A 17,528-nucleotide genomic window follows, 5' to 3' on the forward strand; every position below is an offset into this window, starting at 1 on the left:
TTGTTATTAATCAAAAAGGGAGAGGAGAATATTATGTTGCATAGCCAGCAGAAACTAACCCAAATAAAAGAATTACAAGAAATTTGTGAAAAAGAAGAACCGATTTCATTAAAACTGAACTGGGATAATTTAAGAACACGAAAGGTAAATGAGAAAAGGGATTTTTTCTATGAAGAGAAGGGGGAATTAGTAGGCTTTTTAGGTTTGTATTTGTTCGGTACAAAGATAGAGGTTTGCGGAATGGTTCACCCAGATTATCGAAAAAGAGGAATTTTTTCGACTTTAATACAAGAGGCTTTGACGTTATGTGATAGAGAAAGATTCTCTACTATTTTATTGAATGCTCCTGCTTCATCTCTTTCAGCAAAACAATTTTTAGAGAATAAGTATTCTTATCGTTTTTCAGAGTTTCAAATGCAATGGAAAGCAACCTCAATATCTCCTTCCTCAGAGGTTGTCGTTCGAAAGGCAAAAAAAGATGATCTGGAACTAGAGGTTGAATTAGATGTACGATGCTTTCAATTTAGTGAAGAAGAGTCAAAAAGCTTGAATGCTAGAGTTAAAGGAGAGGAAAATAGATTTTTTTATATGATTGATTATACTGGACAAACGATTGGGAAAATAACAGTAGACCGTGCAAATGGTGAAGCTTGGATATATGGGTTTGCCATATTGCCAGAGTATCAGGGAAGAGGAATTGGACGGAAAGCTTTGATGAATACGGTTTTGGCTGAGCATGAAAAAGGATATCCAGTCTTTTTAGAAGTAGAAGCTACGAATAAAAATGCATTGAAGCTGTATACAGATTGCGGTTTCGAATCATATAGTGTTCAAGATTATTATGAAGTAAGGCGATAACACGACAGTGGTGCTTATACAGGAGGGTTTCTATTTGGATTACGTAAAAATAATTGAGAAAAAATTTATGAATTCATTTAAAGTTTTAAATGGTTTACCAAATTATTTTGGAATTGAAGAAATGGATGGATTTGAGTTTGAAAAAGTAGGATTTCAAAATAATTTAACAAAGTTGATAAAGGTTGGAGGCAATTTAGGAATAAATAGAATAGGTGCTCTAATAAATAGGAAATCTATGGGTGATCATTGGAAGAATTTCTGTAATGTAATATTCTTAAGAAATATACCGATAGGAATATCTATTCCGCACATTGAACCTGGCACATTAAATGAAGGAAGATTATTCTATTTCGGAATCTTGCCAGAACATAGAGGTAAAGGATTAAGTTCTGTTATTCACTATCAATCTTTAATTATGTTAAAACAAATGGGAGCAACCTATTACATAGGGAGTACACATGATGAAAATATAAAAATGCAAAAAGTATTTCAAAGAAATGATTGTATAACAAGAGCACATACAGAATCGTATTATTTATACTTGAATAAGTAATTTTTGCTTGTGTAAGTAATATTAAACATCAAAAACAATTTATTTCTTATTCCTCAGATTGACGTATTCTATATGTAACTCTAAAAGAATATTCAATCTTTTTTCACATTTCGCTTTAATCTTTCGGTTTTAACGAGCCTATAGAAAGATGGTTTAGCAAATCCATACTTCATAATATTAAAATCCTATTGATTTTTAGCTAGGATCATTTAGTCTTCATCACCAAATCCACAAGTATACAAATTCTTACATCACATTTTTTAAACTCTTTTTTATAAATATAATATCTTCTTAATTCTAGAGTCTCTTTGATCAAATGAATTTTAACAGCATGACAAAAGGCTAAATAGAAAAAGATGATAAAGGTTAGTTAATTTGTCGTTTGCTTTTGTCGAATAAAGTCATAGAAACCCCCTAGTAAATGTCTCTTTTGGTCGATAAATCCCACTCATGCTATGATGTAACCACAATATTTGAAATTTCATGTATATTCAGGATTTGTTGAATATTGTCATTTTTTAGTAATGATAAGGGTGTGATTCTTTAAATGAAGCTAAGTTGAATACGGTATGTTAATACAAATCAAAGTTAGAAGAGGATTTAATTTATGTGAGGAGGAAATAAATTTGTTAGCAAAAAGTAGAGACAAAATGATTGCTAAAAGTGTTGTTGAATTGATTCAAATCTTAAATTCCCAAAAGGACGAGAGTGAGATGTTAATTCATTTGTTTTCAATATTACATAAAACGGATGCAACGAGACTATACTTTGAAAATCGTATACGTGAAGAACAAATAAAAATTATTGCAATTAATGATTTTATTAGTTTATTGGGACCTGGTTATGTTTATTTAGGGGTAAAGGGCGGGTACCCAAATAACATTCGAACTAGAAAGTATTAAACTCATATATAACTATGATCTTCATATTAAGAAATCCAATATTAATTTACTAGAATAGAGTTATATTAACAACAAATTTCTCTGAATATACGAGGGAGGAGATAGACTTGGGTAGAAAAAAAGAATATGTAAAAATTGTTGAACGAGAGTTATATCACTATCCTTCATTATTAGCTGCTATAAAAAATACAGACATTCAAGGTTTAACTGCGAAGTATAACATAACCACTTCAAGTGGGAGTAATATATTTAAACCAGTTGAAAACACTGTAGTAAATATTGCAGAGAAGGAAGTGAAAGTGAATCAAATTCAAAAAGCACTTAAAGCACTTACAGATATAGAACGTGAATTAATAGAGTTTAGATATTTTGATCCAAAGCAACCAAGTGATATTATAGTTATGCTGGATTTGGGTTTCAAGAATACTGCTTATTATAAGATTAAATCCAAAGCTATATATAAAATGGCAATCTCTTTAAATATTATCTAAGAGTATAAAACACGAATAAAATGAGAATGAAATGCGAATTAAAACATGTAGAGATTATACTATAATAGGGGTGAGGTTACTCTGCCCATTTAGAGACATTATACCTCAAGTTATAACAAGGTTACGGTTCTATCCGTAACCTTTTTAATTTTTAAAAATAGAGAGGAGGTTTTTGGATTGTGATAAAAGGAGGGGATTTTTTATTAGTAGGAGATAACAAATTTAAGAGAGGTGGTCATCCATCATTAACATTGAAGATGTTAGAGATTATACTTCGTTTCAAAGTGTGAAAAATAGAACTGACTTGCAAATTGAGTTTGACTTAATTCAAGCAGAAACTGAGATTTACCGCTATGTAGGTCATCAATTTACAGAATTTGAAAATGACCTACCGGACAAAATAAAACTGGCATTTATTAAAATCACTGAATATTATGCACTTATTAATTCAGATGAAGGTGTGATAAAAGGTTATCAGTCGGAATCCATTGGAGATTATTCATATACGATAGGTATGAACCCTAATCAGTTTTCTGTAACAGAGTTTCTTAAGTTATTAGATGAGTATGTGCAAGAGGGGGGATAACTTTGGGATATATAAACTTACTTTCAGATCGATGTTTTATCTATCATCTAAATGAAATTGAATCAATAAACTCTTTTACGTTTATCGACGAAATTGATTTTGTTTATAACGATATTCCAGATGAATTAACAGTCTCTTGTTATTTTGTACCGATAGATTTAGATGAGGAATCTATCATTAACAATGAACCTTTTTTTTTAGTTCATGAAAAATTTAGAGTTTTTTTTCCTATTAATACAGATATAAGATTAAATGATTTGGTTGAGTGGAACGGTGTTAAATATAAAGCTGAGAAACCTATGGTAAAACGTGAGCATCATATTGAAGTTCTGGTAAAAAGAAACAGTCATTTATAACGAGATGACTATGATTCTATTCATAGTAAAGGAGGAAAAAGATCAATGAGAGAATTGGAATTGAATTCTATTATTAAGTTCTGTTATGAATTGTTGCCTGAAATGAACTTTTATACCAAATCTGTTCCACAAGATTTTAAAGTTCCCTCTATATATTTTCCACCAGCTGGAGCAAAGATGAAACCATTCTCTCAAGCAACATTTGCATTAGAAAATGTACTTTCCATGATTATTTTTGACAAAAGTCGGCAAAAAGCATTTTTTTCGGCTGATAAAATCATGTATTCAATAATTGAAGGAAATAATAAGATTCCTATTGTAACAGAGGAAAATATAGAATCAGGAAGTTTATATGTAAATGATGTAAACATTGATCTAAAAGAAAGTCATATAGACGATCTATTTATAGTAGTTTGTACATTAACGTGGGATAGCAAAGGATTTAATAGTAAAAGAATGAAAGATTATGAAAAAATAAATGAAGTAAATATGAATTTAAATTAGGAGGAATTAAGTATGGCCGGAGGAAGTTGGGATCCAATTACAGATAAAGTAAGACCAGGGGTTTATATTAATTTTGTAGATGCTGCAACAGAAACAATTAGAGGTGGAGATACAGGTTCGGTTGCATTAGCCGTTAAATCTTATTCAGGTACGGCAACAGAAAAAACATTTTATTCTTTGGAAGGAACTGATGCAATTTCAAATGCAATCGAATTGTTTGGTGAAGGAAATATTAAACCAATTCAACGAGCATTAAAAGGTGGAGCTAAAGAGGTATTAGTGTATACAATGCCTACATTAATTGATACAGCAGCATATGATGCAATGTATGGAGCACTAGATACTAGATCATTTAATGTCTTTGCATTTGGTGGAGAATTTGCAGATGAAGAAGGTAGCTTAAAAACATGGGTACAAAGAAATCGCCAAGAAGGAAAGCACTTTATGGTTGTAACTGGAAGTACTGAATCGATTGATCAAGAGCCAGCAAATGGAAATGCACGTTCTGGTGATCTTGAAGATGACTATATAGTAAATCTTATTGTTGGGGGGATTGAAGAAGGAGAAAATATTTCTTCTGCTAATGAAGCTGCATATTTGGCAGGTATTATAGCTGCAACACCAATTAATAAATCCATTACTTACAAAAAACTGGATTTAGAAGATGTAAATAAGAGATTAACTAACGCAGAAATAAAAACTGCTTTAGAAGCTGGTTCACTTGTACTAGTTCATGATGGAGAGCAAGTAGTCATTGAGAGAGGCATTACGACAAGTGGTTCAAAAATTCGAAAAGAACGTGCTAGACAAGCTATTCAAACTACATTGCAACAAAATATTTCTAAAATGTTTATTGGGAAAATTGATAACAATGTGGATGGTCAGAAGGCTCTTATTAGTGCAGTCAAAGCATATTTTGAAACGTTGGCCAACTCCAATGTGATAACAAGTAATTTTTCAGTGGATTTGAGCCAGGATTTTGAAAGTAAAGGTGATCAAGTCTACCTTGATTGTTATGTAACAGAAGTAGATTCAATGGAAGAAATTTATTTTAGTATTTTTGCATAAATAAGGAGGAATAGTAAATGTTAGATGATAGAAAAGTAATTAATGGTAGCATGGGTGAATGTTGGCATGAAGGAGTTTGGTTGACAAATATCACAAGCGTGGAAGCTTCAGTTGAAATTTCTAAGGAAGAAGTAAAACGAGCAGGAACAAGATGGACTGGGCATAAAGTGACTTCACTTAAAGGAACTGGAACGATGAGTGGTTATAAGATCACATCAGATTGGGTAGAGCGTATTGGTCAAATTGCAAATGATAGAAACGGTGAATACCGTACAGAAATTATTGCTAAACTGGATGATCCAGAGGCATATGGTGCTTATCGTGTCAGATTAAAAGATGTAAGTTTTGATAAAATTGATCTACTAAAATATGAGCATGGTGCTCTAGTTGAAGAAGAGTTAGCCTTTACATTTAGTGGATTTGATCTATTAGATACTTTTAAAGCAGAGTAATATTTTAAAAGGAGTGAAATGAAATATGGCAAAAGAACAGATTATTGATGAACAAAAAGAAAAAAATGATGTGTTAAAAGCACTATTAGATGTCAAACAAGAAGTAAAAAGAGATGTGTTTATGAAAAGATTTGGAGTGAATTTCACTATAAAGGCTATTGATGGAGAAGTCATTGATAGAATTGAAAATCAAGCAACCTATCAGGTGCGTCAGGGGAATAAAAGGATAGATAAAGTAGACCAGCAGAAATTTGCAGCGCTTCTTATAGAAAAGGGTTGTTTAAATCCAAGTTGGAAAGAAAAAGATTTACTTAATAAATATAATACATCAGATCCTACAGAAGTAATCAAGAAAAGATTATTAGCAGGTGAAATTTCAAATCTTGCATCAGAAATTATGGATATTAGTGGATATGAAGAAGATTTTCAAGTGATTGAAGAAGTAAAAAACTAATTAAGGAGGGGGGGGAGGCTTACTTATTACACTCCATTTTTCAGAATCATCATATCCCCCCTGATGAAATCTATAATAAACCTTTCAAAGTTAAAAGTTTTATCTATGCATCAGAAATTATCACATTAGAAGAGAGGGAAAAAAATATGGGTAAATGAAAGAAAGGAGGGAAAGTGTGACAATATATAAAAAAAGTTTGGTATTAAAACTCGATTCCAGAAAAAAATTTACTAATCAACTAACTAATATGAGCCAATCTATTCAAAGAGTTAATGATACGTTAAATAGCTCAAACTGGACTTTATCTGAATTCAATCGTATCACAGATCGTTTAGTGATTAATCTAAGTAACCTAGTAAATAATATACGGAATAAAATTAATCTATTAAAAGGCATAATTCTAGATTTATGTAATTTGATTAATCGCATCATATTTAAACAGATTCCAGTAGAGTTGAAAGTTAAACTGGAACATCCTCAAAATCCATCAACTGGTACTAATGTAAGGAGCTTTTCAGGAACAATAAGCACTAATATAAACAATATAAGTCATTTTAATAGTACGAAGAATATAAGCTCTAATATAAACAATATAAGTAATAGTACTAAAAATATAAGCAAAACCAATACTAATCACAATATAGAATTGAATTTTACATTTGAAACTGGTTCAGGAACTGATGGATCTGATATTTTTAGTAGAATAAAAGATCGTTTTAGTTCCTTTTTTAATCCCAATAGCCTAGTGAAGGGTGCAAAGACTGCTAATTCAATACTAGGTCCTTTAATTTCAGCATCAGGAACAGTATTTAAACATTTAGAGAAAAAAGACCTTGATAGTGCTAATCGAAATGGAACCCCTCCTTCATCGAAATGGACAAAATTAAAAGGCTTTACAGGAAAATTGGGTCCTCTGTCCACTATAGCTGATATTGGTTTCGGAATTGCAGATATAATCAAATCTCCCAAAGAAGAACGAGCAGGGAAAATAGGGGAAGTAGCAGGGAAGTCAATTGGAGGTATAGCCGGAGGAATTGGTGGTGCAGCAGGTGGAGGGTTTTTGGGTTCATTGATACCAATACCCGGAGCAAGTGTTGCAGGAGCAGTAGCAGGTGGTTTTTTAGGAAACAAATTAGGGAGCTTTCTTGGAGGTAAAATAGGTTCAAAGGTTGGCAACTTTATTGGTGGAGTTGACTTTAAGGGAATTGGAGATTCTATAAGCTCCTTTTTTAAACCAGATACTCTATTGAAGGGTGCAAAGACTGCTAATTCAATACTAGGTCCTTTAATTTCAGCATCAGGAACAGTATTTAAACATTTAGAGAAAAAAGACCTTGATAGTGCTAATCGAAATGGAACCCCTCCTTCATCGAAATGGACAAAATTAAAAGGCTTTACAGGAAAATTGGGTCCTCTGTCCACTATAGCTGATATTGGCTTCGGAATTGCAGATATAATCAAATCTCCCAAAGAAGAACGAGCAGGGAAAATAGGGGAAGTAGCAGGGAAGTCAATTGGAGGTATAGCCGGAGGAATTGGTGGTGCAGCAGGTGGAGGGTTTTTGGGTTCATTGATACCAATACCCGGAGCAAGTGTTGCAGGAGCAGTAGCAGGTGGTTTTTTAGGAAACAAATTAGGGAGCTTTCTTGGAGGTAAAATAGGTTCAAAGGTTGGCAACTTTATTGGTGGAATTGACTTTAAAGGAATTGGAGATTCAATTAGAAATTTAACTCGATCAGTATTTAATTTTAATCCGGATAAATTACTCCAGACAAATAGAAGTACAAACCCTTTCTCGAATAGAGGTAGTAGTAAACAATATAGTATGTATAGTCCATTTTCTGAAAATCATGTTAAAGAAACTGATCAAGTTACATCTGAACAATTTGAATCATTTAAAGTAGAATTATTTGAATTGTTGAAACAACTATTAAATAAAAATAATTCTATAATTTTACCCAAAATGGCTGATACGATCGTTGTAAGAGAAGAGGCAGATATAGATAATATCGCTACTAAACTGGAAACCAATCTTAGAAATACAGGGGGATTGATGGCATGATGGAATTTTGGTTAACGTTTAATAACAATGCAGAAGTACTACAATTACCTGTTAATCCTGATTCAATTCGTATTTCTTATGGTATGAAATATACAGATTTAAATGTATCTCAATTGGGAGAATATAGCATTATTAACAATAAGACACTTTCTGAATATAGTTTCTCATCTTTTTTTCCTAGAGACGAGAACCCATCATTTTGTGAATATAGTAATATCCCTAAACCTTGGACAGCAGTAGAAAAAATACGTACTTGGCAAACTTCAGGTAATCCATTAAGGCTTACAATTACTGGTACACCTATTAATTCCGCTGTAACGGTTCGTAACTTTGATATTGAGGAGAAAGCAGGCGAGGTGGGAGATCTCTATTATTCATTATCTTTAAAGGAATATAAGTTTATTACTTTTCAAACCATTACTGAATCAAATACTACTCAGGAATCAGAACGGCCACCTGTACAAAAAGAGTCAGTTTCTGGAAAAACATATATTGTTAAAAGTGGAGATTCTTTATATAAAATTGCTACTAAATTTCTTGGTGAAGGGTCAAGATATAAAGAAATTTATGAATTAAATATGAAATTGATAGGTTCAAATCCGAATTTAATCTTCCCTGGACAGAAGTTGATCTTACCATGATTAGTGTATTTTATACCTCTCTAAGTGATAATAAAAAGACGGTGATTGATCCTATAGTAAAATCCGTTAGCTGGAGCGGAGATATTATGCAAGCTGCAAGAACATGTAAACTAGAACTTTCCAATACTTTAAACGGAAAAAATCAAAAAATAAAAATTGAATCAGGTGGCTTAATTCAACTCCTTTATGAAGATGTAGAAATTTTCAGAGGAGTTATTTTTTCAGATAATATAAAAAGTACAGGTGCTCAATCAGTTACCGCGTATGATGAAAATATGTATCTCTTAAAAAATACAGATACTATAAAACTAAGAAATAAAACTGCTTCTACATTTATAAAAGAGGTATGTAGTACATTTGGTATTCAGACGGGTCATGTTACAAATACCGATTATGTGATTTCCAAAATGATCTTTAAAGAAAAAACGCTATGGGATATGTTTGTGACAGTTTTAACGGAAACTAAAAATCATACAAATCGTAAATTCGTTATTACAAGTTCCAAAGGGAAACTGAACTTATATGAACGAAAAGAGCAATTAGTGAAATCGGTTATTGAAAACGGTGTAAACTTATTAAATGCTGATTATCAGAAAGATATCAATGATATGAAAACGAAAGTGAAAGTGGTTGGCGAAAACGACAAATCTTCTACAGTTCAAGACGATTCGTTAGTTGCAAAATTTGGAATGATGCAACATTATGAAAATGCTATTCAGATCAAGAATGAGAGTGAATTAAATCGTCTGGCCACAGAGAGATTAAAACAAAAATCGGTAATCGATGATGAAGCAAAAGTATATGCACTAGGTAATATTGAGGTCATAGCTGGTAAATCGGTATATGTTTCAGAATCCTTAACAAAGATCATTGGTGGATATTATGTATCTACAGATGAACACAAGATTGAAGGTAAAGAACATACGATGTCTTTAACACTTACGGCAACAGATGAACTACCAACATTAGAATATGAGGAGGAATAAAGATGGAAGGTAGCCCTTATTCAAAGCTTATTCAACTTATGAGTAGACATGGATATAACAAAGATATGAATATTGAGTTTGCAACAGTCGTTTCCGATCCACCCGATCTCAAGATAAAAATAGATCATATGAATTTGGAATTAGATGAGGAAGACCTCATTGTATCAGAACATCTTACAAAACACGAAAGACAAATTAAACTGACAGGTGATAATCTTTCGCTCATTGGGGATGTCGTTACTGGAGAAATGAGTGACGATGGAGAGCATTCACACTATTTTACATTTAATAATACTTTCGGATCTACTGATGAAGATGGAGAACATACTCACTATCTACAATCATTAGATGTTAGTGTAGGTAAGATGCAAGTAGAAGGAAGCTTGGAATTTACGGATGAATTAAAGATTGGAGATCGTGTTGCGGTAGCTGTTCTACAAAATGAACAGCTTTATTTAATTATGGATCGAATTTCTGTTTAACAATAGGAGGGAAATGAATGGCTATTTCGCCTTATACGATTTTGGAAATTGAAGATATTGAAACAAATACAGAAAAAGAGGTTCACCCTTCAATGACATATGAGTTTAATTTTGATATTGGAGAGTTTACAGAAAATATTATAGATGAAATAGATGCCTTACGGCAATTTATAAGAAAAGCAATTTCAACCACTCGATTAAAATATCTAATATATGATCAACAATATGGTTGTGAATTAACAGACCTTATTGCATTAGATTTAAAACCTAATTTGCTTGCCAGTGAAATCGAAAGGGTTATTAAGGAAGCTTTAATTTATGATGAAAGAATCAAAGATGTAACAGAATTTATTATTGATTATATCAACGATCAATTTCATGTAACTTTTAAAGTAATAACTAATACAGGCACAATTATTGCTGAGGAGGTGATCAGTTAATGTTTGAGGATCAAACAGCGAATGTTATACTGAATCGGATGTTATCAAAAATATCCAATGAATTTGATAAACGTCAAGGTTCAATAGCATATGATATGGTTGCTCCTGCTTCTATGGAACTAGAGCAGGTATATATAGAAATGGATAATATATTAAATTTTGGTTTTGCAGATACGACCTATGGGGAATTTTTAGAGCGTCGGTGTGCGGAGGAAGGATTGTACAGAAAAGAAGGTGAGACAGACCAAGATTTATATAAACGTTATCAAATTAAGGTGAGTAATCCTATCACTAGCAACAACATAACTCAATTTAAATTATGGGCACTTGAAGTTCCGAATGTTTCTGATGCAAAGGTTTACCCTATATGGAACGGAAGTGGTACCGTCAAAGTAGTGATACTTGCCAGTGATAGAAAGCCTCCCAGTGATTCACTTGTTCAAGAAGTTTATGAATTTATTGAAAATAAAAGAGGTGTTGGAGTAACTCTTACTGTAGAAGGTGCTGCAGAAGTGACAATCAATGTTACTGTCAGTCTTACTTTAAAAGCGGGTGCAAATCCAGAAATCGTCAAAGAAACAATAAAAGAGAATATTACATCTTATTTAGCAAATTTAGCTTTTACTGATCCTATTGTTCGATATACAAAAATTGGAGATGCAATTTTAAATGCTCAAGATGTTATTGATTACGTTAATTTGGAATTAAGAATAGAGGATCAAGATGAAATATTTATATCAAAAAATATTGAAGTTGCTGACTATCAGGTAGCAATTTTAGGGAGTATAACTATAAATTAATTGAGGAGGAATTTCAAATGGCAGCTATGTCAAATTATTTAGAAAATAAAATATTAGAAGGAACATTAAGAGGGGTAACATATAACGCACCAAGTACTATATATTTAGCTTTATTTACTTCAGATCCAACAGATGCAGGAACAGGGATAGAGGTTTCACAGAATGGTTATGAAAGAAAGGAAATTACTTTTGATAGTCCGTCTAACGGAAGTACCACAAGTAATACAGATGTATTATATGATGTTGCTATTGAAGCTTGGGGTACAATAACACATATTGGAATATTTGATGCGAATAGTGGGGGAAATCTATTATTTCATGGTGCGCTAACAGCAACTAAAACGATTCTTGAAAATGATCAATTAAAAATTAATACCGGAGATATAACGGTTACTCTAAATTAGTTAGGGTGATGAATAATGGGAATTATAAATGCGATAGCATCATTAAATGGACAAAGTAATATAAATGTAATCCAACCCCAAAAAATAATAAATGGATTACAACAAGGAATCAGTTTCTATGCTTCTTTTAATGGAACGACTGTTCCAGAGATTGGCGAATTAATGCCGTTTAGTTTTGGATCGTTTGAGCTTATTGGTGACAGGTTAGGTGTAGTTGTGGATAATCCAAACGATGCAGTCATGCCTATTTTTATGAATAAAAGTGAAGGAACGATCCAATTAACATTGGATCCTTCTTCAATGTTAGGTATTGAAGAGTCAAATCGTTGTTATTTATTCACAACTAGGAACAATAATATGAATGCTTCGTTTCTTCATGCGATATATGAGAAAGAGAATGAGTTTCTAAAAATTTATTTATATGTTGATAATACAGAAGTAAATTTGTTTGGAAATCTATTTCATCAAGATCAGCAAATAAAAACTATACGTATTACTTGGAAAGAAGAAGATTATGCGAGACTTTTCATAGATGGGATTTTAGAAGATGAGGTAATGATTTCAAATTTTAATGTATCTCCTGGTACCATTTCATTAGCAGATCATATAGATCTAAACCTTAGAAGACGAAGTACCTATGTTACGGCAGATTTTTATATTCTAAGTAAAGATATCGGGATGCAAGAAATTATAAATCCAACAATTATTGTTGGGTCTTCTTCTTTTATAACAGAAAAAGTCATTCTCACAACAACTGCAAAGATAACAGACATACATTGTCAAACAATCATGTCTGTAGAACAACCAGTTCTAACAACGAAAGTGTCCAAAATGAATATAGAGGCAAATATTAATGTTATTATAAATCAACCAATTAACATCACTCCTACAGATGTAAATGAATTAAATAATGTAAGTTCCATAAATATTAGACCAGTTCTTATAACAGGGATACAGATCTTAAATATTGGAGCGGTATCTAATATATTAGTGAATCAACCTTTGAATATTACTCCGATATTTGTGAATGAATTAATAATTAATAGTTCTGCTAATACAGTTCAACCTATTAAAATAACTCCTATTGAACAAATTTATGAAATGAACATCCAGAATTCAATTGAAGTCAATGCTAAAAAATTTAAAATTGTTAGAGCTTCTTTACAAACAGATTCAAAATTGGAGTCTTATATTTATGATCGTTTTATAAACCAAGATATATTTGATTCCATTCCCAAATATTATGGTTCCAGTAATTTAATGACGGATAAAGTTAATGCTGAAGCTAATGAATTTGTAAGAGTGAACGCGATGTTATATGACCTATTGGATCAGTTATTCATTGACACAGCTACTTGGGGATTGCATCGATTTGAAACTATTTTAGGAGTTACTCCTCATGAAAACAGTACCTTTCAAGAAAGACGAGAAGCCCTTCAATTTAAACGAATGAAAATAAAGAACTTGGATGTTTCAACACTTGAACAATTATTGTTTGAATATTTTTATGAATCTATCATTTTGGAAGATAATAACAACTATAAAATAAATATTAAAATTCAAGAAAGAGAAATCCCGGATGAAGATTTAATAGCGGTGTCAGAATTTATAAGGGGAATTATACCAGCTCATATGGATTTTGAATTTGATTTTAGATACTTAGAGTGGAATTTACTAGATTTATTCACTTGGGAAGAATTAGAGGATCTGTCTTGGTTGCAGATGTTATTTCACTTAGGAATTAGTATTCTTTTATTAAAGTGGTTCAGAATCGATTCATCGTTGAAGTGGAAGCAATTACAAGGGGTTTCTTGGAAAGGTTTGAGAGAATACAGATATTTAGAAAAATAAAATATCAAAAATAAAGGGAGTGAAAATTAAGTTGAGTACCAATAAAACGCCTAAATTAAATCTTCATAGTTGGGTTTTAGAGGACAATGTAGAACTAGATGAATTTAATGAAAATTTTAATGCAATTGAGGAAGCAATAGTAGAACTAGGAGGAATAAATGTAAAGTGGTTTGGGGCAAAAGGGAATGGCATACAAGATGATACGGCAGCTATCCAAAAAACGATTGATTACGCCATTGTAGATGACGACATTTCCACTGTTTTTATCCCTGACGGAGACTATCATATCACAGGTCAATTAAACGTCACCAAATCCATTAATATCACTGGAGGTCATATGCACAACACCATTTTAAGATGGGGAGGGGCAGATGATGGTGTTTCGGATTTAATTCATATTGAAAACCCTGATGGAAGCAGAATAGATGGGTTTACAATCAGTCACCTTACTGTTCGGGGCGCTCCAAGGAACGGGATTTCTCTTATTAATACCCATTCCTTTACTGTAGAAAACGTGAGGTCAAGAAATCATGGTCAAGATGGTTACTATTGCAATTATGCTTGGAAAGGGATGTTCTTGGCAAGTGAAGGTAATTTAAACGGGCGCAACGGATTTCATAGTGAAAATGAAAGTCAGACGGTGAACTTCATTAACTGTTGGGCTTATGCGAATTCGTGGGTAGGCATTAAGCCCGATCGAAAAAGTATGATTGAAGGTTGCACATTGGAAGCAAATGAATATGCAGCCGTTCATGTCATAGATGTGGATAACGTGCATATTGCAGGTTGCTATTTTGAAAATAATAAAGGATTTTCACCCCTTAAACCGACATACCCAACCTGCATGATCTTTGCTGAAAATTCAAGAGGTCTTGTGTTATCAGGAATGGGCTGTTTTGAAATCTCTGATTATGCCGTTAAATTGGATAATATGAAAAATGTTGTGATTAACGGATGTTCGGGAAAAAAAGCAGGTGGAGATGTATGGTCTTATGATTGGGATGAACATGGAGCCATTGGTTTATATGTGACGGAAACATGTGAAAACATTATGCTCGTTGGTATGGAATCTGTTCCAATGAGAATAGAAAATGAAAATTCTGTTCATCGAATACACAACAGTGAAGCCTTTGATTTGATGAATGGGGAAGGATTTTATAGAACAGAAGGCGAAACAGCAGGATTAGCGAGAGGACTAGAACCGCAGACAAATAATACGGGTGTATCATTATCATTGGTACCTTTTCCATATGGAGACGATTTAGCACAACAAATTACATGTGCAACGTCAGCCCCTGAAGATGCTTATGAAGGTGATGGAGGATTTATCAAAAGACTCAATTTTAAACCAGAAACGGATTATTCTGTTAGCTTTTGGATAGAAAATGAACATCAAATTTTATTGCGAGATACAGATGGAAATAGAATGACAGGAGGTTCCGACATTACCAATGCAGTAAACGGTGGTGCTAGTGGCGAAGGATGGAGTGATAACAATGGATGGAGAAAGCTAGTATTCAACTTCAAAACTTCGCTTAATCCAATCAATGATTATATTGAATTTAGAGGGAAACACGATGGCATTTCCTTTAAAATTGCAAGACTAGAAATTGTGGAAGGTGCTTATGATATTGCTAGTTTCCCTAAAATACTTGAACAAGAAGAAATCAATGTAAAATCTTTCGGGGCAAAAGGGGATAGCGTAACTGATGACACGCAAGCAATTCAATTGGCGATTAATTATGTTGAATTACGAGGTGGAGGATCAGTTGTTATTAGCAATCCACATGTTATTACAGATACTTTGATTCTTAAAAATGATGTTGTCCTAGTAGGTAAAAATGATGCAAAATTGATTATAAAAGAAAATATTAATGGCATACAAATCAATAACAATACAAGTATACTAGGTAAGCTTGATATTGAAGTTAACTTCTTCAACTATAACAGTTCAGTAATCCATATTAATGGAGCAGATGACATAAGACAAAGAAATAATCGTATCGAAAACTTGAATATCATTGGTCATAGTGATGTCACTGGAATGGGAAATGGGATCCATTTAGACTGCTCTATGAATGACTCAGCGGTTAGCTATGTCATCTTCGTCAATATCAATATTAGAGGTTTTGAAAGAGGGATATTTCTTGATGCACCTGACCTAAATGAAAACACAGATTGGAATTATGTAAATGGAAACATGTTCAATAAGCTGATCATTAGTGACTGTGATTATTATATTTATGGTTCGGGAGATCATGGAAGTCACAATAATGCAGATGGAAATACCTTTACTGATTTTCAATTGCAGTGGAACACCAGGTGCGTTGAAATGATTCATATTGAAGGTTGGTTAAACTCTTTTAACGGCTTCTGTTGGGACATCGCAAATGAATCTACAGCAAAATTATTAAATTTAACTTCTACCTCTGAACGTAATAATTTTTATTTAATGCAGTTTGGAACTGATAATTATATTGATGATGGGGAAAGTAACTTCATAAGTTTTAGAGAATTTGACCGTTTTAATAGTGCTTCTAGTAGTCAACATTATCCTATTAAAGAAGGTGCGAACCTAGAAAGTTGGCAAGAAGGTGCATTATATAATTTCAACGGTGAATACGATGACATCTTACATGCGGCGGATAAGGTTCATACAGTTACAGAATTATCTGGAGTAGAGAATATTTCTAGTGGTGCATTAAGATATGTATTTAGTGGAAGTTCAAGCAAGCAGATTGTGTTAGATTTAACAGACAATAAATCCTATTCTTTTGAAATTGATATAAATGCCTCAAATTATCATAATGTTTCGAACAGCTATCTAACTGGAGGGATTCGGAAGTTAGCTTTTTTATTTTCTCATGGTAGAATACCTCGAAGTATTCAAGTTGATATTACAGACAATCAAGGAACAGAATATTCTACAACAAAGATAATAGACACAGATTTTAAAGGCACCGCTGTAGAAATGCAGATTTGGGTAAATGATGGATTGAATGCTAAAATTCAAAAGATGATTGTTACAATTACAGGCGCACATGGTTCAGATGTATGGTTAGCAAGAATTATGGCTAAATCTTTTTACATTGGAGGAACTAGATTTCTTTCAAATGGCGGAGACAACTATTTTGGAAACATTAATTTTATAAGAAATCAAGACGGTCCAGTTTTCACATCTCCTAATGGAACTAACTATAAACTAAAAGTGGATGACAATGGCAATCCATACACAGAAGAAGTATAAGGAGTGTGGTCAAGAGTACAAAAAGCTCAATTTTTAAATCTTCATAGTTGGGTATCGAATGATAATGTCAATATGGAAGAAGCCCCTGGAAGAAATGGATTTTATAGTGGCAGTAGAAGATGGAATGGATAAGTGGTGTGCCACAGTATAGAAATGATTCATGTTGAAGGGTTCACAATTAATTTAAGTTCAAATAAAACGTCTAATTTAAATCTTCAAAGTTGGAAATTGATAATACTAGAAATGATAACAAATATCATAGAATCTGATGAGGGAAATAAAATATACTACTACTACTTGTATATCATTAGACAATGGAGGCACTGTTATCGAAAAACAAAACTATTTCATATATAGGCTTAAAAACAACCTGTATTCATACGGTTTTTTA

The 17,528-nt window shown here is 32.5% G+C and carries 20 protein-coding genes; all 20 read left to right on the forward strand.

Features of this window, described 5'->3' with window-relative positions; all coding sequences use genetic code 11:
* Positions 1-33 precede the first annotated feature (33 nt).
* Complete coding sequence (locus Q5Y73_RS05445; RefSeq protein WP_305990802.1) at positions 34-858, forward strand: GNAT family N-acetyltransferase; 825 nt, start codon at positions 34-36, stop codon at positions 856-858.
* Between the two features lie 34 nt (positions 859-892).
* A complete protein-coding gene (locus tag Q5Y73_RS24780) occupies positions 893-1,411 on the forward strand; it encodes a GNAT family N-acetyltransferase (protein WP_371320149.1) in 519 nt (172 codons plus the stop codon).
* A gap of 626 nt (positions 1,412-2,037) precedes the next feature.
* A complete protein-coding gene (locus Q5Y73_RS05455; RefSeq protein ID WP_305990803.1) occupies positions 2,038-2,313 on the forward strand; it encodes a hypothetical protein in 276 nt (91 codons plus the stop codon).
* Positions 2,314-2,420: 107 nt separating this feature from the next.
* The gene (locus Q5Y73_RS05460) at positions 2,421-2,804 is read left to right on the forward strand and encodes an ArpU family phage packaging/lysis transcriptional regulator (protein WP_305990804.1); all 384 of its coding nucleotides are present in this window, start codon (positions 2,421-2,423) and stop codon (positions 2,802-2,804) included.
* Between the two features lie 286 nt (positions 2,805-3,090).
* Positions 3,091-3,390: a protein YqbG gene (gene yqbG, locus Q5Y73_RS05465; protein ID WP_305990805.1), complete on the forward strand. Its 300-nt coding sequence runs from the start codon at positions 3,091-3,093 to the stop codon at positions 3,388-3,390.
* A 2-nt stretch (positions 3,391-3,392) separates the two neighbouring features.
* Positions 3,393-3,746, forward strand: a complete 354-nt coding sequence (locus Q5Y73_RS05470; RefSeq protein ID WP_305990806.1) for a DUF3599 family protein — start codon at positions 3,393-3,395, stop codon at positions 3,744-3,746.
* A gap of 45 nt (positions 3,747-3,791) precedes the next feature.
* On the forward strand, positions 3,792-4,250 hold the full coding sequence (locus Q5Y73_RS05475; protein ID WP_305990807.1) for a hypothetical protein: 459 nt from the start codon (positions 3,792-3,794) through the stop codon (positions 4,248-4,250).
* A 12-nt stretch (positions 4,251-4,262) separates the two neighbouring features.
* Positions 4,263-5,318 (forward strand): phage tail sheath subtilisin-like domain-containing protein, encoded by a 1,056-nt coding sequence (locus Q5Y73_RS05480; protein WP_305990808.1) that lies wholly within the window; start codon positions 4,263-4,265, stop codon positions 5,316-5,318.
* Between the two features lie 17 nt (positions 5,319-5,335).
* A complete protein-coding gene (locus Q5Y73_RS05485) occupies positions 5,336-5,770 on the forward strand; it encodes a phage tail tube protein (protein WP_305990809.1) in 435 nt (144 codons plus the stop codon).
* 25 nt (positions 5,771-5,795) lie between these two features.
* Positions 5,796-6,224, forward strand: a complete 429-nt coding sequence (locus Q5Y73_RS05490; protein WP_305990810.1) for a phage tail assembly chaperone — start codon at positions 5,796-5,798, stop codon at positions 6,222-6,224.
* 175 nt (positions 6,225-6,399) lie between these two features.
* Positions 6,400-8,286 carry a hypothetical protein gene (locus Q5Y73_RS05495; RefSeq protein WP_305990811.1) on the forward strand — a complete coding sequence of 629 codons (1,887 nt, stop codon included), beginning with the start codon at positions 6,400-6,402 and terminating at the stop codon, positions 8,284-8,286.
* Positions 8,283-8,927 carry a LysM peptidoglycan-binding domain-containing protein gene (locus tag Q5Y73_RS05500; RefSeq protein ID WP_305990812.1) on the forward strand — a complete coding sequence of 215 codons (645 nt, stop codon included), beginning with the start codon at positions 8,283-8,285 and terminating at the stop codon, positions 8,925-8,927. The genes Q5Y73_RS05495 and Q5Y73_RS05500 overlap by 4 nt, the downstream gene beginning before the upstream one ends.
* Positions 8,924-9,913, forward strand: coding sequence for an XkdQ/YqbQ family protein (locus Q5Y73_RS05505; RefSeq protein ID WP_305990813.1), 990 nt, complete (start codon positions 8,924-8,926; stop codon positions 9,911-9,913). The genes Q5Y73_RS05500 and Q5Y73_RS05505 overlap by 4 nt, the downstream gene beginning before the upstream one ends.
* 2 nt (positions 9,914-9,915) lie before the next feature.
* Positions 9,916-10,395, forward strand: a complete 480-nt coding sequence (locus Q5Y73_RS05510) for a DUF2577 domain-containing protein (RefSeq protein ID WP_305990814.1) — start codon at positions 9,916-9,918, stop codon at positions 10,393-10,395.
* A gap of 17 nt (positions 10,396-10,412) precedes the next feature.
* The gene (locus tag Q5Y73_RS05515) at positions 10,413-10,835 is read left to right on the forward strand and encodes a DUF2634 domain-containing protein (protein WP_305990815.1); all 423 of its coding nucleotides are present in this window, start codon (positions 10,413-10,415) and stop codon (positions 10,833-10,835) included.
* A complete protein-coding gene (locus Q5Y73_RS05520) occupies positions 10,835-11,635 on the forward strand; it encodes a baseplate J/gp47 family protein (protein ID WP_305990816.1) in 801 nt (266 codons plus the stop codon). The genes Q5Y73_RS05515 and Q5Y73_RS05520 overlap by 1 nt, the downstream gene beginning before the upstream one ends.
* Before the next feature lie 17 nt (positions 11,636-11,652).
* The gene (locus Q5Y73_RS05525) at positions 11,653-12,039 is read left to right on the forward strand and encodes a phage tail fiber protein (RefSeq protein WP_305990817.1); all 387 of its coding nucleotides are present in this window, start codon (positions 11,653-11,655) and stop codon (positions 12,037-12,039) included.
* Between the two features lie 15 nt (positions 12,040-12,054).
* The gene (locus Q5Y73_RS05530; RefSeq protein WP_305990818.1) at positions 12,055-13,890 is read left to right on the forward strand and encodes a putative phage tail protein; all 1,836 of its coding nucleotides are present in this window, start codon (positions 12,055-12,057) and stop codon (positions 13,888-13,890) included.
* Positions 13,891-13,921: 31 nt separating this feature from the next.
* Positions 13,922-17,137 (forward strand): glycosyl hydrolase family 28-related protein, encoded by a 3,216-nt coding sequence (locus tag Q5Y73_RS05535; protein WP_305990819.1) that lies wholly within the window; start codon positions 13,922-13,924, stop codon positions 17,135-17,137.
* A gap of 3 nt (positions 17,138-17,140) precedes the next feature.
* Entirely contained in the window at positions 17,141-17,269 is a 129-nt protein-coding gene (locus tag Q5Y73_RS05540) for a hypothetical protein (protein WP_305990820.1), read from the forward strand.
* Positions 17,270-17,528 lie beyond the last annotated feature (259 nt).

The sequence above is a fragment of the Chengkuizengella axinellae genome (assembly GCF_030730905.1).
GTDB classification, from domain to species: Bacteria; Bacillota; Bacilli; order Paenibacillales; family KCTC-33759; genus Chengkuizengella; species Chengkuizengella axinellae.